Origin of the sequence: Marilutibacter chinensis, assembly GCF_021725675.1 — a bacterium.
Lineage (GTDB): Bacteria > Pseudomonadota > Gammaproteobacteria > Xanthomonadales > Xanthomonadaceae > Marilutibacter > Marilutibacter chinensis.
Window position 1 is genome coordinate 502298 of sequence record NZ_JAKJPO010000001.1, and the last position, 25654, is coordinate 527951.

The 25654-nt window shown below is 68.9% G+C and carries 19 protein-coding genes; 12 read left to right on the forward strand and 7 right to left on the reverse strand.

The features are described 5' to 3' along the window. Positions 1–71: 71 nt before the first annotated feature. Positions 72–1583 carry a fumarate hydratase gene (locus tag L3V18_RS02260; RefSeq protein WP_237053692.1) on the reverse strand — a complete coding sequence of 504 codons (1512 nt, stop codon included), beginning with the start codon at positions 1581–1583 and terminating at the stop codon, positions 72–74. Positions 1584–1827: 244 nt separating this feature from the next. On the opposite strand from L3V18_RS02260, the gene L3V18_RS02265 reads away from it, so the two are divergent. The 11 genes from L3V18_RS02265 (at position 1828) to L3V18_RS02315 (ending at position 14594) form a co-directional block, all read left to right on the forward strand. Then, entirely contained in the window at positions 1828–2934 is a 1107-nt protein-coding gene (locus L3V18_RS02265; RefSeq protein WP_237052969.1) for a sensor histidine kinase, read from the forward strand. Then, on the forward strand, positions 2915–3775 hold the full coding sequence (locus L3V18_RS02270; protein WP_237052970.1) for a LytR/AlgR family response regulator transcription factor: 861 nt from the start codon (positions 2915–2917) through the stop codon (positions 3773–3775). Before L3V18_RS02265 ends, L3V18_RS02270 begins: the two co-directional genes overlap by 20 nt. A gap of 163 nt (positions 3776–3938) precedes the next feature. After that, positions 3939–7037, forward strand: coding sequence for an efflux RND transporter permease subunit (locus L3V18_RS02275; RefSeq protein WP_237052971.1), 3099 nt, complete (start codon positions 3939–3941; stop codon positions 7035–7037). A gap of 20 nt (positions 7038–7057) precedes the next feature. Next, a complete protein-coding gene (locus L3V18_RS02280; protein ID WP_237052972.1) occupies positions 7058–8281 on the forward strand; it encodes an efflux RND transporter periplasmic adaptor subunit in 1224 nt (407 codons plus the stop codon). Continuing rightward, positions 8278–8745: a nuclear transport factor 2 family protein gene (locus tag L3V18_RS02285; RefSeq protein ID WP_237052973.1), complete on the forward strand. Its 468-nt coding sequence runs from the start codon at positions 8278–8280 to the stop codon at positions 8743–8745. Before L3V18_RS02280 ends, L3V18_RS02285 begins: the two co-directional genes overlap by 4 nt. Before the next feature lie 111 nt (positions 8746–8856). Continuing rightward, entirely contained in the window at positions 8857–9489 is a 633-nt protein-coding gene (locus L3V18_RS02290) for a trimeric intracellular cation channel family protein (RefSeq protein ID WP_237052974.1), read from the forward strand. 65 nt (positions 9490–9554) lie between these two features. Then, positions 9555–10430, forward strand: coding sequence for an RNA polymerase sigma-70 factor (locus L3V18_RS02295; protein WP_237052975.1), 876 nt, complete (start codon positions 9555–9557; stop codon positions 10428–10430). A gap of 224 nt (positions 10431–10654) precedes the next feature. Beyond that, the gene (locus L3V18_RS02300; protein ID WP_237052976.1) at positions 10655–11122 is read left to right on the forward strand and encodes a carboxymuconolactone decarboxylase family protein; all 468 of its coding nucleotides are present in this window, start codon (positions 10655–10657) and stop codon (positions 11120–11122) included. 101 nt (positions 11123–11223) lie between these two features. Next, a complete protein-coding gene (locus L3V18_RS02305) occupies positions 11224–13089 on the forward strand; it encodes an ABC transporter ATP-binding protein (RefSeq protein WP_237052977.1) in 1866 nt (621 codons plus the stop codon). A 166-nt stretch (positions 13090–13255) separates the two neighbouring features. Then, positions 13256–14050, forward strand: a complete 795-nt coding sequence (locus L3V18_RS02310; protein WP_237052978.1) for a ferredoxin--NADP reductase — start codon at positions 13256–13258, stop codon at positions 14048–14050. Between the two features lie 121 nt (positions 14051–14171). Beyond that, entirely contained in the window at positions 14172–14594 is a 423-nt protein-coding gene (locus tag L3V18_RS02315; protein WP_237052979.1) for a universal stress protein, read from the forward strand. A gap of 51 nt (positions 14595–14645) precedes the next feature. Here L3V18_RS02315 and L3V18_RS02320 read toward each other — a convergent pair whose 3' ends face one another. From L3V18_RS02320 to L3V18_RS02335, 4 genes are all read right to left on the reverse strand, one after another. Next, positions 14646–15128: a glutathione peroxidase gene (locus L3V18_RS02320; protein WP_237052980.1), complete on the reverse strand. Its 483-nt coding sequence runs from the start codon at positions 15126–15128 to the stop codon at positions 14646–14648. 179 nt (positions 15129–15307) lie between these two features. Beyond that, positions 15308–17608, reverse strand: coding sequence for a TonB-dependent receptor (locus L3V18_RS02325; RefSeq protein ID WP_237052981.1), 2301 nt, complete (start codon positions 17606–17608; stop codon positions 15308–15310). Positions 17609–18037: 429 nt separating this feature from the next. Continuing rightward, positions 18038–20134 (reverse strand): amidohydrolase family protein, encoded by a 2097-nt coding sequence (locus tag L3V18_RS02330; protein WP_237052982.1) that lies wholly within the window; start codon positions 20132–20134, stop codon positions 18038–18040. Between the two features lie 258 nt (positions 20135–20392). Beyond that, positions 20393–21235 carry a DUF1223 domain-containing protein gene (locus L3V18_RS02335; RefSeq protein WP_237052983.1) on the reverse strand — a complete coding sequence of 281 codons (843 nt, stop codon included), beginning with the start codon at positions 21233–21235 and terminating at the stop codon, positions 20393–20395. Positions 21236–21585: 350 nt separating this feature from the next. Between L3V18_RS02335 and L3V18_RS02340 the strand changes: the two genes are divergently transcribed. Then, complete coding sequence (locus L3V18_RS02340) at positions 21586–23775, forward strand: M3 family metallopeptidase (protein ID WP_237052984.1); 2190 nt, start codon at positions 21586–21588, stop codon at positions 23773–23775. Positions 23776–23867: 92 nt separating this feature from the next. Here the strand turns inward: L3V18_RS02340 and L3V18_RS02345 are convergent, their stop codons facing one another. Then, a complete protein-coding gene (locus tag L3V18_RS02345; protein WP_237052985.1) occupies positions 23868–24755 on the reverse strand; it encodes an MBL fold metallo-hydrolase in 888 nt (295 codons plus the stop codon). Continuing rightward, the gene (locus L3V18_RS02350; protein ID WP_237052986.1) at positions 24752–25585 is read right to left on the reverse strand and encodes an MBL fold metallo-hydrolase; all 834 of its coding nucleotides are present in this window, start codon (positions 25583–25585) and stop codon (positions 24752–24754) included. Before L3V18_RS02350 ends, L3V18_RS02345 begins: the two co-directional genes overlap by 4 nt. Positions 25586–25654 lie beyond the last annotated feature (69 nt).

Consider the following 25654-nt stretch of genomic DNA (forward strand, 5'->3'; position numbering starts at 1 on the left):
GTTTTCCTTCTGCGAGGGGGAGGACGGACAAAAAAGAAGCCGGCACGTGCGCCGGCTCCACAGGAAGGCACTCAGGCTTCGACGACCACCGGGATCTTGCCGATCCGGGTTTGCCACTCGCGCGGACCGGTGCGATGCACCGACTCGCCGGTCGAATCGACCGCGACGGTGACCGGCATGTCCCTGACCTCGAACTCGTAGATCGCCTCCATGCCCAGGTCCTCGAACGCCAGTACGCGGCTGGCCTTGATCGCCTTGGACACCAGATAGGCCGAGCCGCCGACCGCCATCAGGTAGACCGCCTTGTTGTCGCGGATCGCATCGATCGCCGCATCGCCGCGCTCGGCCTTGCCGACCATTCCCAGTAGGCCGGTCTGTTCGAGCATCTGGCGGGTGAACTTGTCCATCCGGGTCGCGGTGGTCGGGCCGGCCGGGCCCACCACTTCGTCGCCGACCGGATCGACCGGACCGACGTAGTAGATGAAGCGGTTGGTGAAATCGACCGGCAACTTCTCGCCCTTGTTGAGCATGTCGACCATGCGCTTGTGCGCGGCGTCGCGGCCGGTCAGCAGCTTGCCGTTGAGCAGGATCACTTCGCCCGGCTTGAAACTGGCGACTTCCTCCCTGGTGATCGTGTCGAGGTCCACCCGGCGCGCGTTCTGCGGGTTGTAGGTGAGCTTCGGCCAGTCCTCGAGCGACGGCGGATCGAGCGCGACCGGACCGTTGCCGTCGAGGGTGAAGTGCGCATGACGGGTCGCCGCGCAGTTCGGGATCATCGCGACCGGCAGGTTGGCGGCATGGGTCGGATAGTCCTTGATCTTGATGTCGAGCACCGTGGTCAGGCCACCCAGGCCCTGTGCGCCGATGCCCAGCGCGTTGACCTTCTCGTACAGCTCCAGCCTCAACTCCTCGACCCGGCTGGACGGACCGCGGACGATCAGGTCCTGGATGTCGATCGGCTCCATCAGCGATTCCTTCGCCAGCAGCATCGCTTTCTCGGCGGTGCCGCCGATGCCGATGCCGAGCATGCCCGGCGGGCACCAGCCGGCGCCCATCGTCGGTACCGTCTTCAGCACCCAGTCGACGATCGAATCGGACGGATTGAGCATCGCGAACTTGCTCTTGGCCTCCGAACCACCGCCCTTGGCGGCGACGATCACGTCGACGGTGTTGCCCGGCACGACCTTCACGTTGACCACCGCCGGGGTGTTGTCCTTCGTGTTCCGGCGCGCCCCTGCCGGCTCGGCCAGCACCGAGGCACGCAATTTGTTGTCCGGATGGTTGTAGGCGCGGCGCACGCCCTCGTTGACCATGTCCTCGACGCCCATCGTCGCATCGATCCAGCGCACGTCCATGCCGATCTCCAGGAACACGGTGACGATGCCGGTGTCCTGGCAGATCGGACGGTGGCCCTCCGCGCACATGCGCGAGTTGATCAGGATCTGCGCCATCGCGTCCCTGGCCGCCGGCGACTGCTCGCGCTCGTACGCCGCCGCCAGATTCCGGATGTAGTCGACCGGGTGGTAGTAGCTGATGTACTGCAGGGCGTCGGCGACGGACTGGATCAGGTCGTCCTGCCGGATCGGAACGGGAGCGCGGGACACGGAAACGTCGGAAGCGGGCTGGCTGGCGGTCACGGGATGGGCTGGCTTGCGGCTGGGGCGCATATTCTAGCGACCCGGCCTGCCCCCCGCCCCTGCCCCTCCCACCCGGCGCCGCTTCCACCCATGGATGCGACGAAGCGTGCGAGCGCCGCGACGAAGCGAAATACGGGGCCCGCCCGCCCCGCGCTAGCATGGGGCACCTGCGGTCCCGGTCCGAATGCCCATGGCCATCGCCATTCCCCATCCGTTGGGGCTCAGCCACAAGCAGCTGTTCTGGATCCTGCACCTGGGCGGCTGGTTGGCCTACCTGGGGCTGGGTTACCTGAGCGCGCTGGCCTACGGCAAGCCCGGCGGCTACGCGATGGTCTACCTGGCCACCGGTGCGACCGGCGCGGCGACCACGCTGGGCCTGCGCTACCTGCTGCGCGCCTGCCGGGGCCGGCCGCCGGCGCTGCAACTGGCGATCATGGTGCTGCCGATCCTTGCCAGCTCGGCGCTGATGGAACGGGCCGGTCGCCATCTCAAGCTCGAGTTCTGCCCGGATTGCTCGCCGGAGAACACGCTGACGGCGTTCTTCTATGCGCTGAGCAACATCTATGTCGTCCTGGCCTGGGTCGGGCTGTACCTGGGCATCACCTACTACAGGCAGTCCCAGGACGAGACCCGGCGTGCCCTCGCCGCGCGCACGATGGCGCACCAGGCGCAGTTGAAAATGCTCCGCTACCAGCTGAATCCACATTTCCTGTTCAACACCCTGAACGCGATCTCGACCCTGGTGCTCGACCGCGACAACGCGAACGCGAACCGGATGGTGCAGAGCCTGTCGGCATTCCTGCGCCACTCGCTGGACAGCGACCCGATGCAGCGGGTGACCCTGCGTCAGGAAATGGACGCACTGACCCTGTACCTGGACATCGAGAAGGTCCGTTTCGCCGAGCGGCTGCAGGTGGAAACCGAAATCGACGAGGACTGCTGGCGTGCGCTGCTGCCCAGCCTGCTGCTGCAGCCGCTGGTCGAGAACGCGATCAAGTACGCGGTCGCGCGCCAGGTCGAGGGTGGCCTGCTGCGGATCGAAGCGCGTCGTGACGGAGACCGGCTGGTGCTGACGGTGACCGACAACGGCCCGGGCTGCCTGGCGCTGGAGGGCGACACCCTGCCCGCAGGGAACGGCGTCGGCCTGCGCAACACCCGCGAGCGCCTGCGGGTGCTGTACGGCGAGGCCGGCACGCTGTGCGCGCGCAACCTGCGGCATGGATTGGAAGTCCGGCTGCAGTTGCCGTTCGAGACCTCTGCCACTTCGGAGCGCGGCCTTGTCCGGACCGATCGCTGATACCCGGCCCCCGCACGGTTTGAAGGACGGCGCCATCCGGCCGATCCGCACCCTGATCGTCGACGACGAGCCGCTGGCGCGACGCGGACTGGTGCTGCGGCTGGCGGGCCATCCCGACATCGAGATCGTCGGCGAATGCGGCGATGGCGCCGCCGCGATCGCCCAGGTGCATCGGCTGCAGCCCGAGCTGATGTTCCTCGACGTGCAGATGCCGGGGGCCGACGGTTTCGCCACCCTCGGCCAGATCCCCGCCGCGGAGATGCCTCTGGTGGTGTTCGTCACCGCCTACGACCACTACGCGATCCAGGCCTTCGAGGCCTCGGCGGTCGACTATCTGCTCAAGCCGGTCGACGAACGACGGCTCGAACAGTCGCTGGAACGTGTCCGGCAGGCCCGCGAGCACCGTGCCGCGCTCGGCCACTGCTCGCAGCTGCTGGAACTGCTGGGCGGGCTCAGCGGCCGGCCGCCGCTGGAACTCGACGAGGCGCTGCAGCCGGATGCGCTGGAGCAGTTGCAGCGCGACGAGCGGCTGTCGGTGCGCGATGGCGGCCGCGTGGTGCGGGTGCCGCTGCACAGCATCCGCTGGATCGATGCCGCCGGCGACTACATGTGCATCCACACCGACGACGATACCCTGGTGCTGCGGGCGACGATGCGCGAACTGGAGCGGCAGCTCGACCCGCGACGTTTCCCGCGCATCCACCGTTCGACGATAGTAAACGCACGCCGGGTCATCGAGACCCGGCCGCACAGCAATGGGGAAAGCTTCCTGCGGCTGGATTGCGGACAGGAGTTGAAGCTGTCCAGGAGCTACCGCGACCGGCTGCAACTGCTGCAGTAGCCGGCGGGCCCACCACGCGGTCTTTGCGGCGATCGCATCGGAGTGCAGCCGACGCAACGCTTCGCCGCGACAGATGCCCGCTTCGCCGCAGGCCATGACCAACGGGCCATAGCCGGTCCATTCATCGCGCGCATCGTGCCCGCAAGCCGATGCGGACACGCCGATGAAACTCACCCAAGCCTCCCTCGCCAATCCGGCCGCGGTCGCCGTCGCGGTCTGCATGGTCTGCGCGTTCGGCCTGATCAGCCTGCTCGGCCTGCCGCTGCAGCTGTTTCCCGACATCGAGCGGCCGCAGATGAACATCCAGACGTCATGGCGCTCGGCCTCGCCGCAGGAGATCGAATCGGAGATCGTCGAGCCGATCGAGTCGGTGATGCAGGGCCTGCCCGGACTGGAGGAGATCTCCTCCGACATCAGCGCCGGAAACAGCTGGCTCAACATGAGCTTCGCGGTCGGCAGCGACATGGACGCGACGCTGGTGGAGGTGCTGTCGCGTATGAACCGGCTGCCCCCGCTGCCGCGCGATGCCGACCCGCCGGTGGTGCAGTCCGGGGGGTTCAACGCCGGCGACACACTCAGCTTCTTCTTCGTGCAGAAGTTGCCGGGCACGGCGGGCGGTGTGCACGACTACAGAAAGCTGATCGAGGACCGCATCGTCCCGCGCCTGGCCGCGATCGAAGGCGTGGCCGGCGTCGAGGTCCGCGGCAACGATGCCGACGAACTGACCATCGCCGTGGACCCGCAACGCGCCGCCGCGCTCGGCATCCAGATCCCGGAGATCGCCGCGCTGGCCGCGGGCGCGACCGACGTCTCCGGCGGGTCGGTCGAAGTCGGTCGGCGCGAGTACGTGATGCGCTTTGCCGGCCGCTATTCGCCCGAGGCGCTGGGCGGCCTGATCCTGGCCTGGCGCGACGGCCGCCCGGTACGGCTGGCCGACATCGCCCGGATCGATGTGCGCCCGCCGCCACGCGGCGCCGTGTCCTACCAGAACGGCAACCCGGCCATCGGACTGCGCATCCTGCGCGCGAACGGCGCCAACGTGCTGGCAACGCTGGACGAGGTCGTCCGCACGGTCGACGCATTGCGCGAGACGGAGTTGCGTCCGCACGGAATCGACATCGCCCAGAGCTTCGACTCGGGCATCTTCATCCGCCGCGCGATCCGGTTGCTGTCCGGCAGCCTGGTGGCCGGACTGATCCTGGCGGTCGGCTGCCTGTGGTGGTTCCTGCGCGACGCGCGCGCGACCGCCCTGATCGCCTGCGCGATCCCGATCTCGATCCTGGCGACCTTCATCGTGTTGAAGCTCACCGGCCGCAGTCTCAACGTGATCTCGCTGGCCGGGCTCGCGTTCGCGGTCGGCATGGTGATGGACGCCGCGGTGGTGGTGGCCGAGAACATCGTCCGCCTGCGCGAATCGGGCATGCCGGCGCTACAGGCGGCGCTGCAGGGCACCCGCCAGGTCGGCGGTGCGTTGCTGGCCTCGACCCTGACCACGGTCGCGGTGTTCCTGCCGGTGATCTTCATGGAGGACGTCGAAGGCCAGCTGTTCTCCGACCTGGCACTGACCATCGCGATCGCGGTCGGAGTGTCGCTGCTGGTCGCGGTCACCGTGCTGCCGGCCGCGGCCGGCCGCTGGCTCGGCATGGGCGGGCGCGGCGACGGCGGGGCCCCATGGGCGCGGATCAGCCGGCATGCGCTGGCGGCCACTGCCAGCCGCCGGCACCAGCTCGCCTGGATCGCCGGTCTGGTCGTCGCGCCGGTGGCGTTGACCGTTGCGCTGATACCGCGGATCGACTACCTGCCGCCGGTGCAACGCGCCGCCGCCGACGCCAGCATCGACCTGCCGCCGGGCATGAGCATCCAGCGCGCCGACCGCGAGATCGCGCCGGTCCTGCTGGAGCGGATGCGGCCGTACATGGACGGCGACCGGGAGCCGAAGCTGCGCAACTGGTACCTGAATTTCTGGGGCGCCGGTTCGGCCTCGCTGGGTGCGCGCACCGAAGATCCGGCCCAGACCGACGCGTTTCTCACGATCATGCGCGAGGAAATCCTCGCCGGCCTTCCGGACACGCAGTCCTCGGTCTTCCGCGGCGCCCTGTTCGGCGGTTTCGGTGGCTCCGCGCGGGCGATCGCGATCCATCTCCAGCACCCGGATGCCGATGCCCTGATCGAAGCCGCGGAACTGGGCCGGCAACGGCTCACCGAACGTTTCCCGGAAGGCACCGTGCGCAGCTGGCCCAATACCGCGGCGGCGACGCCCGAGCTGCGGATCACCCCGGACGACCGCCGTCTGGCTGAAGTCGGCTGGCGCCGCGACGACCTCGCCACCACGGTGCGTACGCTCGGAGATGGCCACTGGCTGGGCGAGCAGTTCGACGGCGACCGGCGCCTGCCGATCATCCTGCGCGGCGCCGGCGAACCGAGCCTGGACTCGCTGCGCTCGGCACCGCTGGCGACGCCGTTCGGTGGCATCACCCAGCTTGCCGACCTCGCCCGCATCGACACCGTGCTCGCACCCAGCCAGTTGCGCCGGCTCGACGGCCGCCGCACGGTCAGCCTGACCGTCGATCCGCCCGCGTCGATCTCTCTGCAGGAAGCGCTCGAGATCGTCGATCGCGAGATCGTGCCGGCCCTGCGCGCGTCGCTGCCGGCCGACGCGGCGGTGCAGGTGTCCGGCAGCGCCGACCGGCTCGGCGAGGTGGTCCGCACGATGGGCGGCAACTTCGCAATGGCGCTGCTGGTGCTGTTCATGCTGATGGCGGCGATGTTCCGCTCGCTGCGCGACAGCGGCTACGTGATGGCGACGCTGCCGATGGCGATCCTCGGCGGCGTGCTCGGCCTGCAGGTGCTCAACCGGGTCTCGGGGCAGAGCCTGGACCTGCTGTCGATGATCGGCTTCATCATGCTGCTGGGCATGGTCATCAACAACGCGATCCTGCTGGTCGCGCAGACCCGCGAGGCGCAGGCCGAGGGCCACGATCTCGACGGCGCCCTGCACGAGGCGCTCAGCCGGCGCCTGCGGCCGATCCTGATCGCCGCGCTGACCGGGGTGATGGGCGCGTTGCCGATGGCGGTCAATCCCGGCCCGGGCGCCGAGATCTACCGCGGCATGGCGGTGGTCACCGTCGGCGGCATCGCGCTCAGCCTGCTGTTCACGGTGCTGCTGATCCCGGCCCTGCTGCGGCTGCTGGAAGCCCGGCTGCCGCACCACGTCCCGCAACCTTCGGCCACGGTCGTCGCGCAAGCGGTCTCCCCCTCCTGAAACCTGCGGATGAAGCCCCCATGTCCACGCGCAAGAAAATCCTGATCGCCGCCGCGGTGCTGGTATCGGCGGTGGTGCTCTACCAGCTTCGCAACACCTCACCGACTGCCAACACGCAGGCGCAGACGGCGACCGCCGAGGACGCGCCACCGGCCGCGATGGTGCGGGTGGCGCCGGCGGTCGACACCGAGTTCGCGCCGTTGCACCGCGCCACCGGCAGTGTGATCAGCCGCCACGATGCCCGCATCGCCAGCGAGCAGGACGGACGCATCGTCCGGATCGCCGATGTCGGGCAGCGGGTCGAGGCCGGCGCGGCGCTGGCGGTGCTGGACGACACCGCGCTGCGCCTGCGCGAGCGGGAAGCCAAGGCCGAGCTGGCCCGGATCGACACCCTTCTCGAACAGGCGCGCCGCCAGGAGCGCCGCTACGCGCAGCTGGCCGATGCGCAGAACATCGCCCGCGCCCAGTACGAACAGCTACGTTCGGATCGCGACGTGCTCGCGCAGGAACGCGCGCGCGCCGCCGCCCTGCTGGAACAGACCCGTCACCAGCGCGCGCAGATGGTGATCCGCGCGCCGTTCGCCGGCGTGGTCGTCGAACAGCATGCCCGGATCGGCGAGTTCCTCGCGCGCGGCGCGCAGGTTGCCCGCCTGGTCGACACCAGTGGACTTGAAATCCAGGCGCGTGCCCCGGTGGCCCTGGCCGCGCAGCTGGCGGTCGGCGATCCGGTCCGGGTGCGTGCCGAAGGTGAGCGTTCCATTGCCCGACGTCCGGCAACGTCATCGGCACCGGCATCGGCATCGGCATCGGGCGAATATCGCATCACTGCGGTGGTCCCCGTCGGCGACGAGGCGTCTCGCCAGCTCGAGATCCGGGTCGCGCTCGACGACGGCCGGCTCCCGGTCGGCAGCGCGGTCGAGCTGGCGATCCCCAGCGAAGCGCCGCGCCAGGTCGTCGCGGTACCGCGCGATGCCGTGCTGCTGCGGCGCGGAGGCAACTACGTGTACCGGGTCGACACGATGCAGCGGGCGCAGCGGGTCGACGTGGAACTGGGCGAGGAGCTCGACGGCCTGGTCGAGGTCGACGGCGAACTGAGCCCGGGCGATCTGCTGGTCGTGCTCGGAGGCGAACGTCTCGAACCCGGTCAGCCGGTGCGGATCGAGGCGACGGAGGCCGTCGCCTCGCATGCCGGCCCCGGCCTCGGGACCGGAAGCGCCGCCCGCCTTGCCGGGACGGCGCGATGAGCCGGCGCCGTTCCGCCGCTGAGGCATGGCTGCTTCTCGCCGTGCTGCTGGCTCCGTCGTCCAACGCGCATGCCTGGGAGCTGACCCCGGCGCAGATGGAGCGGCTGGTCCGGGACGTGACCGCCGCGCAGAATGCGGCCACCGCCCCCAGCGCCGACCTCGAAGACGTCGAACGCCTGTACGACCTCTACACGCCGGATTTCGTCTACGAGCATCCGATGATGGATGACGTGTACACACGCGAGCGACTGCGGAACAATCATCTCGCGGCACTGGAGAAGGGACGCTTCGAAGGCCCCGGGGCCGCCGGGCACGCCTATCGCATCGTCGGCATGATGCACGGCGACAACGCCACCGCCGTCCAGCGCATCAATGCACGGATGGGAGACCGGGCACCGCGGATGGCCGTATTCGAGTTCAGCGACGGCAAGGTCTCGCGGATACGGGAGTACTGGAACTACTGACACGACGGCCACCCTGAGCCACCCCGCCGTCGGCATCGCGGTTCTGCCGCCGTGCCGTGCGTGCGCGCCGGCCGGTTTCGCGTTTCAAGGCGAGCGGCCAGAATCACGGGCATGGACACCCTGATCCTTGCTCTGGACCTGGTCGGCACCTTCGTGTTCGCGCTCAGCGGCGCGATGATGGGCGTGCGCCGACGCCTGGACCTGTTCGGCGTGCTGGTGCTGGCCTTCGCGACCGCCAGCGCGGGCGGAATCCTGCGCGACCTGCTGATCGGCGCGACCCCGCCGGCCGCGCTGCACGACTGGCGCTATCCGGCGATCTGGATCAGCGCCGGCCTGATCGCCTTCGCATGGAGTCCGTGGATCGAGCGCCTGGATCATCCGGTGCGGGTGTTCGATGCGCTCGGCCTGGCGGTGTTCGCGGTCGCCGGCACCGACAAGGCGCTGGGCGCCGGCATCGGCCCGCTGATGGCACCGTGCCTGGGCATGCTCAGCGGCATCGGCGGCGGCATGCTCCGCGACGTGCTGCTGGCACGGGTGCCGCTGGTGCTGCATGCCGAACTCTACGCGGTGGCTGCGCTGGCCGGTGCCAGCGTCGTCGCGATCGGCGACGTGCTGCGGCTGCCGGCGTTTCCGATGACGATCATCGGCGCCGCGCTGTGTTTCTTCCTGCGCCTGGCCGCGCTTCGCTACGGCTGGCATCTGCCGAAGGCGCTACAGGCGCCGCCGGCGGAAGGCAGCGACTGAACCGATTCCACGCTCGGCGTCCCCCAGGCTGTCACATCGGCGCCTCCTGCCCCGTCCCCGATCCCATGACGACCCAGATCTTCGAAACCCATCGTGCGCGCCTGTTCGCGCTGGCCTACAAGCTGCTCGGCAGCCGCAGCGACGCCGAGGACGTGGTCCAGGACGCATGGCTGCGCTGGTCGCAGGCCGACCACGACAGCATCCGCGACCCGGAGGCCTGGCTGGTCACCGCGACCACCCGGCTCGGCATCGACCGCCTGCGCCAGGCACGCCACGAACGCGCAACCTACCCCGGCCCATGGCTCCCCGAACCGCTGCAGGTCGACACCGCCCCCCCATCCGGGCGGGATCCCGAGCAGCATGCCGACCTGGCCGGGCAGGTATCGCTGGCGTTCCTGGCCCTGCTCGAGCGCCTGGGCCCGGAGGAACGCGCAGCATTCCTGCTGAAGGAGGCGTTCGACTACGACTACGCGCAGATCGCGCCGCTGCTTGGCCACAGCGAGGCCAACTGCCGGCAGATGGTTCACCGCGCACGCAGTCGCCTGCAGGCCGGACGTCCCCGCTTCGAGGTGACCCGCGACCGCCATCGCGAGCTGCTGGAACGGTTCATGCACGCATCGCAGTCCGGCGACAAGGCGGCGATCACGCAGTTGCTGACCGCCAATGCGCGGCTGGTTTCCGACGGCGGCGGCAAGGTCACCGCGGTGATCCGCCCGCTGCTCGGCGCCGAGCGCATCGCCCGCCTGTACTGGGCGGTGGCACGCCGGATCGGCAGCACGACCCAGGCCCGTATCGGCACCGCCAACGGCGAGCCGGCGCTGCTGCGCTGGCACCGGGGCCGGCTGCATTCGATCACCACGATCTCGGTCGACGGCGACCGCATCAGCGAGGTGCTGACGGTGATGAACCCGGACAAGCTACGGCGCTGGCAGCACGGTTGAGGCTGGCAGGCCCCCCACGGTATTCGCAGGAGTGGCCGCAGGAGCCGCGAAAGCCGCGAAAGCCGCGAAGGAGCTTTTCCATGAAGGACCTGTCGCGGCTCATGCCGCTCCAACGGCCGTGGTTACAGGGCGCGGGCCGATATTGCCGGTGTCACGCGACGGCGCCCTCGCCCGTCTACCTCGTGCAACGGCCGTGGTGGCCGCCATGAGAAGAGAGCAACGCAATGAATGCATCGCACATCGATTACACCGTCCACGTTCCGCGACACTTCCAGCAGCTGGTGCAGCTCAGCGGCCAGCTGTACAAAGGGCCTCTCGGCGCGCAGCTGGTCGAACTGATCTCGCTGCGCGTGTCGCAACTCAACGGCTGCGTGTTCTGTCTGGACATGCATGCCGACGCGCTGCGCAGGGCCGGCGTCGCCCAGCGCAAGCTCGACACGGTCAGTGCCTGGCGCGAGAGCCCGCTGTTCGACGATCGCGAACGCTCCGCGCTTGACTGGGCGGAGACGCTCAACGCGCTCGGTCACTCGTCGGTACCGGACACCGCGCTTGAAGCGCTGCGGGCACAGTTCGACGAACGCGAGATCTGCGAACTGACCTTCGCGGTCGCCGCGATCCGCGCCTGGAACACGCTCAACGTCGGTCTGCGCAAGCCGTTGCCGGAAACCCCATACGCCGCCGCCGCGGCCTGAGCCGACCCTCCTCTCTCCCAAGTGCGAACGGCCTGCCCCGCCGCAGGCCGTTCCTCACGTGCGGCGGCTACACTGCAGGCGTCCCGGTCACGACAGGCCCCATGCACGCCACCGCGTCGTCCCCGAATTCATCCCGACCGAGCCTGCGCGAGCGCTTCGATGCGTTGCGCAACCTGCCGCCGTTCCTGCGCCAGATCTGGGCCACCAGCCCGGGGCTGACCCTGATGACGCTGGGGTTGCGCCTGGTCCGAGCGCTGGTGCCGGTGGTGATGCTCTACATCGGCAAGCTGATCATCGACGAGGCGGTACGCCTGGTCGGAACCGGACTGCCGCCCGGCGGGCTGGAGGATGCGTGGCGATCCGGGGTGCTGCATCCCCTGGCCTGGCTGCTGGCGATCGAGTTCGCTCTGGCGATCGCCTCCGACCTGATCGGGCGATTGGTCAGCTATGGCGACGCGCTGCTGTCGGAACTGTTCACCAACGCCACAAGCATCCGCCTGATGGAGCATGCGGCGACCCTCGACCTGGAGGACTTCGAGGACCCGGACCTGCAGGACAGGCTCGACCGCGCACGCCGCCAGACGATGGGCCGCATGAACCTGATGAGCCAGCTGTTCGGCCAGGTCCAGGATGCGGTCACCGTGATCAGCTTCGCCGCCGGATTGCTGGTCTATGCGCCGTGGCTCATCGCCCTGCTCGCGATCGCGCTGGTGCCGGCCTTCATCGGCGAATCGCACTTCAATGCGCTGGGCTATTCGCTGAACTTCGCATGGACGCCGGAGCGCCGCCAGCTCGAGTACGTGCGGCAGATGGGTGCCAGTGTGGAGACGGCCAAGGAGGTGAAGATATTCAACCTCCACACCTTCCTGATCGCCCGCTACCGCGCGCTGGCCGAGCGCTTCTTCCGCGCCAACCGTGCGCTCGCCCGCCGCCGGGCGGTCTGGGGCACCCTGCTGGCGGCGCTGGGAACGCTCGGGTACTACGTCGCCTACGCCTACATCGCCTGGCGCACGGCGCGCGGCGACTTCAGCATCGGCGACCTGACCTTCCTCGCCGGCAGCTTCCGCCGCCTGCGCCAGTTGCTCGAAGGACTGCTGGTCGGGTTCTCGCAGGTCGCCGGACAGGCGCTGTACCTGGACGACCTGTTCTCGTTCTTCGAGATCGAACCCGAGATCGCCAGCCCGCCCGATCCGCGCGCGGTGCCGGTGCCGATCCGCGAAGGCTTCGTGTTCGAGAACGTCGGCTTCCGCTACCCCGGCTCGGAAAAGTGGGCGCTGCGCGGGCTCGGGTTCGAGCTGCGCGCCGGCGAGGTGCTCGCCCTGGTCGGCGAGAACGGCGCCGGCAAGACCACCCTGGTCAAGCTGCTCGCGCGTCTGTACGACCCCGATGAAGGCCGCATCCTGCTCGACGGCCACGACCTGCGCGAATACGATCTGGACCAGTTGCGGGCGAACATCGGGGTGATCTTCCAGGACTTCGTCCGCTACCACCTGACCGCCGGCGAGAACATCGGCGTCGGCCGCATCGAGGCGATGGACGATCATGCCCGGATCCGCGAGGCGGCCCGGCGCGCGCTCGCGGACGAGGTGATCGAGGGACTGCCGCAGGGCTACGACCAGGTCATCGGCCGCCGCTTCAAGACCGGTGTCGACCTGTCCGGCGGGCAGTGGCAGAAGATCGCGATCGCCCGCGCCTACATGCGCGACGCCCAGGTGATGATCCTCGACGAACCGACCGCCGCGCTCGACGCACGCGCCGAGTTCGAGGTGTTCCAGCGCTTCAAGGAACTGTCCGACCGCCGCACCGCGGTGCTGATCAGCCACCGGTTCAGCAGCGTGCGCATGGCCGACCGCATCCTGGTGCTGGCCGATGGCCGGCTCGAGGCCAGCGGCACCCACGACGCGCTGATGGCCGCCGGCGGCCGCTACGCCGAGCTGTTCGAGCTGCAGGCCGCCGGCTACCGGTAGAAGCCGCGCAAGCCGCGATGAACCTTCCATGGAAGTCCCCTTCACGGCCTGCGCCGCTCCCACGGCACACCCACGCGGGGTCCGCCGGGCAGCCGACAGCGGGGGTACAGCGTCGACCGCGGCATTCACGTAAAATCGCCGTTTCGATTCAATCCCCCCGCTCCTCATGTCCGCAGCCTTCGGCACCGAGACCGTGCTGGACGTCCGTCACTGGACGGACGACTACTTCAGCTTCACCACCACCCGCGACGACGGCTTCCGTTTCGACAACGGCCAGTTCGTGATGATCGGCCTCGAGGTCGACGGCAAACCGCTGCTGCGCGCGTACTCGATCGCCAGCGCGAACTGGGAAGAGCAACTGGAGTTCTTCAGCATCAAGGTGCCCAACGGTCCGCTGACCTCGCGCCTGCAGCACATCAGGCCGGGCGACACCCTGCTGGTGGGCCGCAAGCCGACCGGCACCCTGCTGATCAGCGACCTGCACCCGGGACGCAACCTGTACCTGCTGGGCACCGGCACCGGTTTCGCGCCGTGGCTGTCGATCGTCAAGGACCCGGAAACCTACGAGCGCTTCGAGCGGGTGGTCCTGTGTCACGGCGTACGCGAGGCCAAGGATCTGGCCTACCGCAACTACATCCTCAACGAACTGCCTCGGCACGAGTTCCTCGGCGAGATCATCAGCCGGAAGCTGCACTACTACCCGGCGGTGACCCGTGAGCCGTTCGAGTTCCAGAGCCACGACCACCGCGGCCGGATGACCGACCTGATGGCCAGCGGCCAGATGATGAAGCACCTGGGAATCGAGCCGCTGGACGCGGAACACGATCGGGCGATGGTCTGCGGCAGCCCGGCGATGCTGGCCGACTTCCGCGCCCTGCTCGACGGCCGCGGCTTCACCGCCGCGCCGCGGATCGGCACGCCTGGCCAGTACGTGTTCGAGCGCGCGTTCGTCGAGAAGTAGGCGCGCGCGTCGGAACGCCGACGACCATCACGGCCGGACGCTCCGATCCGCTCCGGCCACGTAGAATGTCTCCGTTCCACTGTTCCAATCCCATTGGATCCGCCCCGCTGGAGAGACGACGATGAAGATCCTGGTTCCGGTCGACGGCAGCCCCATCAGCACGCGCGCCGTACGCTTCGCGATCAGGCTGGCCAAGCAATTGGGCAAGCCGGCCAGCATCACCGTGCTGGCGGTCAGTCCGCCGCTGTTCCCCGGCGTCGAGCGCAAGATCGGCTCGGCCGCGGTCAGCCGGCACCACGCCGAGGATCACGAGCAGATGCTGGCCGACGCGCGCAAGGCGCTTGACCGTAGCGGGCTCGATGTCCATGAGCGTGCCGAGATCGGCGATGCCGCGACCACGATCCTGGACGTCGCCGGCAAGGAGCGCAGCGACCTGATCGTCATGGGGTCGCACGGCCGCGGTGCGGTCAAGGGCCTGCTGCTGGGTTCGGTTTCCAGCAAGGTGGTCGCTCAGGGCAAGGTGCCGGTGACGATCGTGCGGTGACGCCGATCCGACGACGGCAAACGGCGGCCACGGCCGCCGGCAGGACCCCGCTCAGCCCAGTGCCGCCTCGATGTCGTCGGTCAGCGCCTCGGGCTTCTCGGTCGGCGCGTAACGCTTGAGCACGCGGCCATCGCGACCGACCAGGAACTTGCTGAAGTTCCACTTGATCGCGTCGATGCCGAGGAAGCCGCCTTTCTCGTCCTTGAGCCACTTCCACAGGGGGTGCGCGGCATCACCGTTGACGTCGACCTTGGCGAACATCGGGAAGGTCACGTCGTAGTTCAGCGAGCAGAAGTTCCTGATTTCGGCCTCGTCGCCCGGTTCCTGGTGGCCGAACTGGTCGCAAGGGAAGCCGAGCACCACCAGCCCGCGCTCGGCGTACCTGCGCCACAGCGCTTCCAGTCCCTCGTACTGCGGGGTGAAGCCGCACTTGGAGGCGACGTTGACGACCAGCAGCACCTTGCCGCGGTAGTCGTCGAGCGCGACCTGTTGGCCGTCGATGCCGGTGGCGGAGAAATCGTAGGCGGTGGTCATGACCGTGTCCTTGAGTCGATGGGGTCGTCCCGCAGCATAGCCGTTCCGGCAATGCCGCGACCGCGCCGCCGGTCGCGGACAGCGCGATCGCTCCACCACGATCGCCCCCCACAAACGACAACGCCGGGACATGCCCGGCATTGTCGCTATCCGGCCGCCACGGCCGCTGGCAACGGGCCTCAGAACGAGGCCTTGAACTCCACGCCGACCACTCGCGGCTCGTTGATGAAGCCGGTCAGGTTGTTGAAGTCGATGCCGCCGACCGCCTGCACCTCGTCGAGGATGTTGCGGCCGAACAGGGCGACGTCGTACCTGCCGTAGCCCCAGTTGTAGCCGACCCGGAGGCCGCCCTCGACCAGCGACTTGCCGGTGAACTCCTCCGACTCGTAGAGGAAGAAGTTGACCTCGCTGCGGTACGACCAGTCGGTGAACACGTAGAACTCGCCGCCGTTGTCGAGCGGCATGCCCCAGCGCGCGGTCAGGTTGTGGGTCCACTCCGGCGCCTGCGGCAGCGGGTTGCCGTCGATCAGCGCCTTGCCGTTGCCGTCGATCGGGTCGGTCACGGTACAGGCGGCGCAGACCGACACCGCCAGGTCGTCGTCCTTGATCTCGGTGTCGTTGTAGCTGCTGCCCAGGGTCACGATCAGGTTGTCGCTCAGCCAGGCCTGGAAATCGACCTCGAAGCCGCGGCCGACGCTCTTCTCGGCGTTGAGCAGGATGTTGGCGTTGGCCGAGCCGCCGACCGCGGTCAGCTGCTGGTCCTTGACCTCGTACCAGAAAACGCTGGCATTCAGGCGCGCGCGGCGGTCCCACAGGTCGGCCTTGATGCCGATGTCGAACGCGGTCGAGGTCTCCGGCTCGGCGACCGACTTGGCGTTGAACGCACCGGCAGCCTGGATGCTGCTGCCGCGGTAGCCGGTGGCGACGCGGGCGTACACGTTCACATCGTCGCTGATCGCGTAGGTGCCCGACAGATCCCAGCTGAACTTCTTGTCTTCCGGCGCGGCCGACAGATCGCCATCGGGCTCGGCCGCGGCCAGGTCTTCGAGGGTGCACAGGCCGTTCAGCACGCATGGCACGAAGCCGGTGTTCCAGTACTCCTCGACGTTCAGCTCCTTCTCATCCCAGGTGTAGCGTGCGCCGGCGCGCAGCTCGACCCTGTCGGTCGCCTGCCAGGTCGCGGCGCCGAACACCGCCCAGGAGTCGTTGGTCTGGTTGACGCGCTCGTAACCGTCCTGCGCACCGCCGGCGAGCGAGTCGTAGCTGAAGCTTTCGACGTCGTAGTCCTCCCTGAAGTAGAACAGGCCGGCCTGCCAGTCGAACGCGGTGCCGGTGTTCGACTCGATCCGGAACTCCTGGGTCCACTGCGAATGGTCCGGAATGCCGTCGGCGGTCTCGGAAGCGAACGGAATCACGCCGGGGCCCGAGTCCGGCAGGAACACCGCGCCGAAGCCGCCATCGATGTCGCCGCGGCTGTAGGTCTCGACCGACTCGTAGCCGGTGATCGAATGCAGGGTGTAGCTGCCCAGCTCCCAGCGCAGGCGGGCGCTGGCGCCGCGGCTGTCGAGCTCGGAGTGGTTGAAGCCGTCCAGCGAAACCTTGTCCTCGTCGAAGCCGTCGACCAGGTCGTTGCTGCCGGGCTTGAAGATGTTGGCGCGGAACAGCCGCGCGGTGCCATTGAGATGGCGCGCATGGGCGTTGAGCAACGCCTCGAAACCGTCACCCTCGTACAGGAACTGCACGCGCGCGGCGGACTCGTCGTAGCCCTCGAAGCCGTCGTTCGGGCCCGGATAGGTGTTCTCGACCCAGTCGTCGCGGCGCTGGAACATCGCCGAGGCGCGGGCCGACCAGCGATCCGACAGGCCGCCGCCGACCGCGCCCTCGAAGTTGATCATGTCGTCGCTGCCGTAGCCCAGCTTGCCGTAGCCGCTGAACTCCTGCGACGGGCGCACCGAGTCGAACTTGACCACGCCGGCCGGGCTGTTGCGGCCGAACAGCGAACCCTGCGGCCCGCGCAGCACCTCGACCTGGGCCGTGTCGAAGATCGGGAAGCCCTTCAGGATCGGGTTCTCCTGGACCACGTCGTCGTAGACCAGCGACACCGGCTGCGAGGTGTTGAGGCGGAAGTCGGTGTTGCCGTAGCCGCGGATGTAGAAGCGCGGGAACGCGCGGCCGAACGAGGACTCGATGTTCAGGCTCGGCACGCGACCGGACAGCACGCGCACGTCGCCGCCGCTGGAGCCGAGCACGTCGAGGCTCTCGGCGTTGATCGCGGTGATCGACATCGGCACTTCCTGTGCGTTCTCGACCTTGCGCTGTGCGGTCACCATCAGGGTGTCGAGGGTCTTGGCCTCGCTGTCGGCGACGGTGTCGTCGGCCCCCGCCTCCTGCGCGAAGGCGGCAGGCGCGAGGCCCATCGCGAGCGTGGCGGTGATGGCGGCGGCCAGGGCGTGGCGGGCGAGGACGTGCTTGGCGGTCATGTGGATTCTCGGCAAAGGGGCTGTCGGGAAGGGCTGTCTGGACGAACTGTCGGAACGAATGGACGTACACGGACGTGCGGCCGTCGAGGACGGGGGCCGTGGCTTGCATTGCTGGACAGCCGGTCATGCCGCCTTCCTGGCATCGGTACGGCTTCCGTGACCGGCATGGACCGGGTCGGTCTGGACCGTCCCCTGACGGCCCGGGCGCGGGGCTGCGCGCCTCGGCGGATCGCGTGGCAGGCGGATGTTACAACATCGTTAAAGAGCACGTACTCGGGCGTACGCCCCACCCTCCCCAACCGTGTCCGCCCCCACAGGAGCGGCCATGGGAGCGGCGCAAACCGCGATGGGGCTATTCGGGAAGGCCGGATCGCGGCTTACGCTGCTCCTGCGCCCAGGCAACGGAGGCGAGCCGGCTGCCCGGCGCGCTCAGCGGCCGCTGGCCTGCAGCCGCACCGGCGCGACGAACGGCCGGATGCCCAGTGCCTCGTGGATCTCGCTCGGGTAGTAGGCGCGGTCGCCCTGCAGCACGAAGGCGACCTTGCGGATGTCGGCGATGTCCGCGGTCGGGTCGCCGTCGAACAACACCAGATCGGCGCGCTTGCCGACCGCGATCGAACCGCGGTCGTCGAGGACCCGCGCGTACTTGGCCGCGTTCCAGGTCGCGGTCTGCAACGCCTCGGCCGGGGTCATGCCGGCCTGCACGTACAGCGCCAATTCGCGCTGCAGGGTGAAGCCGACCATCTCGTCGGTGCCGGCGACCACCGGCACGCCGGCCGCATGCGCGCGACCGACGAACTCGACCAGCTTGGCGAAGCTGCGGTCGTAGCGTTCGGCGGTGGCGTCGTCGGGAATGTCCATCTCGGCGGCGCGACGGCCGCGCTGGATGTCCGGCGGCAGGTGGTCGGCGACGTCGGCGACGATCGGCGACATCTCGCCGTCGCGCTGGTGCAGGAACTCGAAGGTCGCCAGCGTCGGGTCGATCACCACCTCGTTCTCGACCAGACTGGCGATGAAATCGCGCACCGGCGCACCGTCGAGGTCGAGCCCGGCGGTCTTGTCGGCGACCAGGTAGAAGCGCGCCAGGGTACGGGTATCGGTGGTCTCGTCGACGAAGAAGTTCAGCAGCAGCTGGTTGATGTGCTGGACCTCGTCGTAGCCGGCGTCGATCACGTCCTGCGCGCGCAGGAAGGCCGGCACGTGCCCGCTGACCCGCAGTCCCTTCTCGTGGGCATAGGCGACGGTGTCTTCCAGGATCGCCTTCGGGAACGAGTTGTAGATCTTCAGCTGCGGGTAGCCGTTGGCCGCATACCAGTCGATCGCCTCCTTCGCCCCGGCCAGGTCGCTGACGACGAAACCGTTGCGCGCGGAGAAGTCGCTCTCGCCCTCCAGGAAGCCTGCGGCGACGATCCGCGGCATCATCAACTTTCCGGCCTCGGCGTCGCGGATCAGTTGCTGCAGGGTCGCGTTATCGTTGCCCATGTCGCGCACGGTGGTGACACCCGAGGCCAGATTGAGGCCGCCGTCCCAGCGGCCGACATGGCCGTGGCTGTCGAACAGCCCGGGCAGCAGCACGCGTCCATCCGCATCGAGCACCTGGTCGGCCGCGGCCAGTTCGCTGCCCGCGTCGCTGACCGACGCGATGCGGCCGTCGCGGACCATGACGTCGCGGGGCCCGCTCAGGCGACCGTGCTCGCTGTCGAAGACGCGGGCGTTGCGGATCAGCAGGGTCCCGGCGACCGGATGCGCAAGCCGCTGCCGCAGGCCCGCCAGCACCTTGCCCTCGGCCGCCTTCTGCCGCGCCTCCAGAGTGTCGGCGCTGCCCTGCCAGCCGTCCTCGATCAGTTGCAGCCAGCCCGGCAGGATGAAGGCGAACATCCGCGGTGCCTCGCCGGTGGTCGCCCAGACGAAGGTCGGGGTCAGGCCGACGCCGGTCAGCGCCAGCAACTGGACCTGCTGCGTCCCCTGCGGCCCCGATACATCGGCCGTCTCGACCTGGCGCATGGTCAGGGTGCCGCCCGGGATCAGTGGAAGCTTGCCATCCGGGCGTTGCGCCAGTGCGGTCAGCGCGACCGAGAACGACTCCGGCGTGCCCCCCAGCGGCGAGTACTGCGCAGTGCCGGCGACCGGCTGCTCGCCCTCGTCCGAGGTCGACTTCCAGCGCGCGATGCCGTCGACGCGGCTGAAGCGCTCTTCCACCGGCGCCCCGAAGGTCGAAGCCCCGGTGACCTCGTACTCCCGGAAGGTACCGTCGTCGGCAAGGCTGAAGCGCTCCTTCAGCTCGGGACCGCGTCCGTTGTCCTTGAACACGAACTCGACCTCGACCGTGCCGTCGTCATGACGGGTCACCACCTGCCGGCCGGCCTGCTTGCCGCCGTCGACGAGGGCGACGTAGCGCAGTGTCTCGGCGGCGTGCGCCGTCGCCGCCAGGGCGCTCAGCAAAGTGGCGGCAAGCAGAACGCTGCCGGTGCGGCGCCAGTGCCGGCACGCGGACCTGGCGATGTCGACATGTCGGTTGAGGGGCATCACGGGGACTCCGGTCGGGTGCCCGGTCCCTGTCCGGGCGGAATCGGAAGATCGCGGCGGCGACGCAACGGAGCGGAGGGGGCGCCCCGGCTGCCGCATGGACCCGATGCGTCGCGGGCACGGGACTGCCCGCTCGCGCACCATGCCGCATGGTGGCAGGCGCGGACAAGTGAAGCCACCCACCGCGGCGCGTGACGTCCGCCACGCCACCGCAGCGGCGTGATCGCCGACACGGTTCGTACGGCCGGGCCGGGACCGCTACTGGATACAGTCGGCCAGCGGCATGTTGAGCGACTGCCAGGCCGAACCGTCCCGGGTCGACTCGGCGAACAGGACCAGCCCCAGACGACGCGGGTCGGCGCCTTCCGGGAGTTCGATCGAGGTCTCGCCGATCACCGGCGCGTGCCCGACCGCCCATGGCCCCTTCAGCGCCCGCACCACGCGGTCGTGGTGCAGGGTCAGCCCGTCGTTCTCGCCTGCCCGCACTTCGGTGCTCAGGCCATCCTGGTACAGCGCCAGCCACAGCATGCCGTCGCCCGTGGGACCATCGCCCGGTGCCGTGGCACCGGCGGCGGGCTCGGCCTTGACCCCGACCCGCAGCCGCGAGTCCTCGACCACGACCCGCATCAGCAACGACACCGGCGCCGTCGTTTCGCGCGCGCCGCGCAGTACTGCGCGTGCACGGCGATCGTCGCGCCAGTCGAGCATCGTCTTGTCGCCGACCATCACCTGGGGGGTGTAGACGGTGCGCCCCTCGTCGAGCTTGACCCGTACGCGCTGGCGCTGGCTGTAGGCGGGATCGGCGAAGCGGTCGATCCAGCCGATCTCGTCCCAGTAGTCGACATGGAACGCCAGCAGCGAGATCCGCGCCGGGTCTTCCTCTCGCGCCAGCGTCGACAGCCAGTCGTCCGCGGGCGGACAGTCGCTGCATCCCTCGGACGTGTACAGCTCGACCAGGGGTGTCAGCTTCGGCTCGCTGCCCACATCGCAGGCGGTCGCGGCCCCGGCCGCCGCCTCGGCCGCGGCCATGCCCGGTACCAGCAGGCAGGCGGCCAGCATCCATCCGCGCCCCGGCCATGACGTGTTCATAGGGGTGATCATCGAACGCCTCCGCCTGGATGGATTGCGCATTCTTCGTGCAGGTTCGCGATAAAAACCGGGAAAATCGGCAAAACAGGCTTCAACTCCGCGCTTCGGCTCGCTCATGTTCCCGCCGCCGGTCCGACCGTCGGCGACGCGGGGTCAGGCCGCGTGCGCAGGATCCATCCCAACGCGCTGGAGCAGGCCAATGAAGTCCCGATTGAGCCCGACCCAAGAGGGCCAATACCCCCGCAGGCGGGATCCGGCTGCGACACCGGCAAGGCAGACAGGCCCGGAACATGGCTTTCGTCAGGGGCCGCCTGGCGCCCCATCCGTTAGGCTTCGGGATTCCTTATGACGAGGTCCGCCTGATGAAACACCCGCTTGCGTTGGCCCTGGCCTTGGCCCTGGGCGCAGTCGCCGTCCCGTCCCATGCCCAGTCTGCCGATGGTGCCACCGCCGTGTCCCCTGCCCTCGCCTCCAACCCGTTCCTGCACGAAAGCCCGCTGCCGCTGCACTACCCTCAGTTCGACAGGATCAAGGACAGCGACTTCGCGCCGGCGTTCGACTACGGCATGGCGGAACACCTCAAGGAGATCGAGGCGATCGCCGGCAACCCGGAGGCGCCGACCTTCGACAACACCATCATCGCGATGGAGAAGAGCGGCCAGGTGCTGGACCGCGCGCTCACCGTGTTCTTCAACCTGACCGGAACCGACACCAACGACACCCGCAACAAGCTGCGCAGCGATTACGCGACGAAGTTCGCCGCGCACCAGGACGCGGTGGCATTGAACGGCAAGCTGTTCGAGCGCGTCGACGCGCTCTACGAAAAGCGCAACGAGCTGGGGCTGGACGCCGAGGGCGTGCGCCTGATCGAGCGCTACCACACCAATTTCGTCCGCGCCGGCGCCAAGCTCAGCGAGGCCGACAAGGCCCGGCTGAAGGAGATGAACGCCGAACTGGCGGCACTGGGCACCAAGTTCAGCGACAACGTGCTCAAGGAGGTCAACGCCTCGGCGGTGGTCGTCGACGACGTCGCCGAACTCGACGGGCTGACGGAGGCCCAGATCGCCACCGCCGCGCGCATCGCCAAGGAGCGCGGGATGGACGGCAAGTACGTGATCACCCTGCTCAACACCACCGGCCAGCCGCCGGAATCGCAGCTGACCAACCGTGGGCTGCGCCGGCGCATCCACGAGGCCTCGGTCGCGCGCGGCAGCCGCGGCGGCGAATTCGACAACCGCGAGATCATCTCCAAGGTGATGAAGCTGCGCGCCGAGCGCGCGAACCTGCTCGGCTATCCGAACCACGCCGCCTACGGGCTGGAGGACCAGACCGCCCAGACCCCCGAAGCGGTGAACGCGATGCTCCGCCAGCTGGCTCCGGCCGCGGTCGCCAACGCCAGGCTCGAGGCCGCCGACCTGCAGGCGATGATCGACAAGGAACAGGCCGCCAAGGGCGAGCCGACCTTCAAGCTGGAACCGTGGGACTGGGCGTTCTACACCGAGAAGGTGCGCGCGGAGAAGTACAACTTCGACGAGTCGCAGCTCAAGCCTTACTTCGAGATGAAGAACGTGCTCGAGAACGGCGTGTTCTACGCCGCCGGCCGCCTCTACGGCCTGAAGTTCGAGGAGCGCACCGACCTGCCGAAGTACCACCCCGACACCTGGGTCTACGACGTCTTCAACGAGGATGGCTCGCAGCTGGCGATCTTCATCTTCGACCCCTACGCGCGCGACTCCAAGCGCGGCGGTGCGTGGATGAACTCCTACGTCTCGCAGTCCGGGCTGACCGGGGACAAGCCGGTGGTCGCCAACCACCTCAACATTCCCAAGCCACCGGCCGGCGAGCCGACGCTGATGACCTGGGACGAGGTGACCACCACCTTCCACGAATTCGGCCACGCCCTGCACGGCATGTTCTCCGACGTGAAGTATCCGTTCTTCAGCGGCACCAGCGTCCCGCGCGACTTCGTCGAGTACCCGTCCCAGGTCAACGAGATGTGGGCCGACTGGCCGGAGATCCTCGCCAACTACGCCAAGCACCACGAGACCGGCGCGCCGATGCCGCAGGAGCTGCTGGACAAGGTGATCGCCGCGTCCAAGTTCAACCAGGGCTTCGCCACCACCGAGTATCTCGGCGCGGCCATGCTCGATCAGCGCTGGCACCAGATCGGCGCCGGCCAGGTGCCGGACGCCGCCGCGGTGATGAAGTTCGAGGCCGATGCGCTGGCCGCCGACGGCATCGACTACCGGCCGGTGCCGCCGCGCTACAAGACCCCGTACTTCAGCCACATCATGGGCGGCTACTCGGCCGGCTACTACGCCTACATCTGGTCCGAGGTGCTGGATGCCAACAGCGTGCAGTGGTTCAAGGACAATGGCGGGCTGACCCGGGCCAACGGCGACCACTTCCGCGAGACCCTGCTCTCGCAGGGCGGCAGCCAGGACGCGATGAAGCTGTTCCGCGACTTCGCCGGCCACGATCCGAAGATCGAGCCGCTGCTGGAGAAGCGCGGCCTGAGCGCCACCACCGGCGTGGCCACGTCCGGCGAGTAAAGCCGGCGTAGTCACAACCAGGCCGTCGGCCACGACGCCACCCGGAGCGGTCCGGGTGGCGTTTTTCGTTGCCGTTCCGCCCGCCAGGGTGATCAGGCCGCCGAGTCCGCAGCCGCCTCCCAGTCCAGCCACGTGCCGGGGTCCTGCGGCAGCACCGTCACCGGGGTGCCGCGTGCGGCTTCGCGCAGACGGCCGATCGGATCCCCGACCTCGACATATTCCTCCATCCCGCTCACCCCGTAATGGATCGGCACCAGTCGCCGCGCACCGATGATGGTCGCCGCCGCCACCGCCTGCTCCGGAGTCAGCACCCCCGGCTGTCCGCTGACCGGCTTGCGCCAGCCAAAGCGTGCGCCATTGACCGGCAGGAAGGCAGCGTCGAAGGGACCGTACTGGCGACCGATGCGCCACCAGTGGCCGTGCCACAGGGTGTCGCCGCCGTGGAAGATGCGGCGCCCGCCGGCCGACACCACCCAGGACACCTGCGGATCCCCGTAGCCGTCCGATGCCGGCACCGCGGTGGCGGTGAAGTCGCCCAGCAGTTGCGGCTCCCACGCCTGGGCCGGCCACGCCCGCGCGGCCTCGGGCAGAGGACGTGGATTGCTGCCCGCCGGATGCAGCAGCACCCCGCCTCCGCCCAGCGCGTCGGCCACCGCGGTGGCGTCGAAATGGTCGCCATGCGCGTGCGTGACCAGGACATAGGCATTGCCCTCGATCGCGCCGACCGGAACAAGCGGGTCGGCGAGCCTGTCGCCCCAGGCATCGGTACTGGCCAGTGGATCGATCAGCAGGCTCGCCTGCGGCAACTGCAGGCGGATACCGGCCCAGGCCAGCCGCTGCACCCGCAAACCGTCGCTCGCGGTCGCGGCACGGGCGTATCCGCCCGGCAGCAGGTTCAGCGCCAGCAGACCGGCCGTGCCGGCCAGCAGCTGCCGGCGCCGCAGCGACGGACCGCGACCGCTTCCACCATCGCCGTTCATGCCGCCACCTCCGTGACCGCGGCATCGAGCTCGAAGATCGACTGCGCGAGGATCACCTCCAGGTTGTGCCGGTGCCACTGGCGCTCGAAGGCGGTCGCTTCAACTGAGGGCGCCAGGCAGTCGTCGATCGGGATCGCCGCGATCCGCTCCGCGATCGGCACCCGGGTGGTGCCGGTGCGGATCAGCATCACCCGCTCGCGCAAGCGGTCCAGATAGTGGATCGCGTTGTCGAGCACGGCCGCCGGGAACTGACCGACATGGCCTCCGACCACACGGCCGCGGCCGAACTGGCGGATCCGTCCGATCGCATTGCGGATCAGCTCCGGATCGGCCCGCGACAGGTAGACGATGTTGCCGACGATGGCATCGCCGACGCAGACCAGATCGGCGTCGGGGACGTCCACGCAGACATGGTCCATGGTCTTGCCCGGGTTGTGCACGAAGCGCAGCCGATGCCGCCCCCAGCGCAGGCTCATCCCGGTGTCGAACAGCAGTTGCGGATCGCGATAGAACCCGTCGACCCTCCGGTTCTGCGACAGGAAGGTGTGCCGGTAGTGCCGATGCGCGATCGTCAACGCATCCGGAAACAGGCACATGCCGGCGATGTGGTCGCTCATGAAGTGGGTGGCGGCGACCGCGCGCACAGTCCTGCCCATCTCCCCGCACAGGACCCGCTGCAGGCTGCGGGCGTCCTCGATGCTGCCCAGCGAGTCGACCAGCAACGCATCGTCGCCATCGAGGAAGGCGGTGGCGACCGACTGATGGTCGCGGCCGACGAACATCAGCACGTCGGGCGCCAACGTCTCGTAGCGAAGTGTTTCATTGTTCATCGCGAGCACCTCATGAAATGCGATGACGCCATCATTGCCAGCGCCCACAGGCGCGACAAACGACAATTG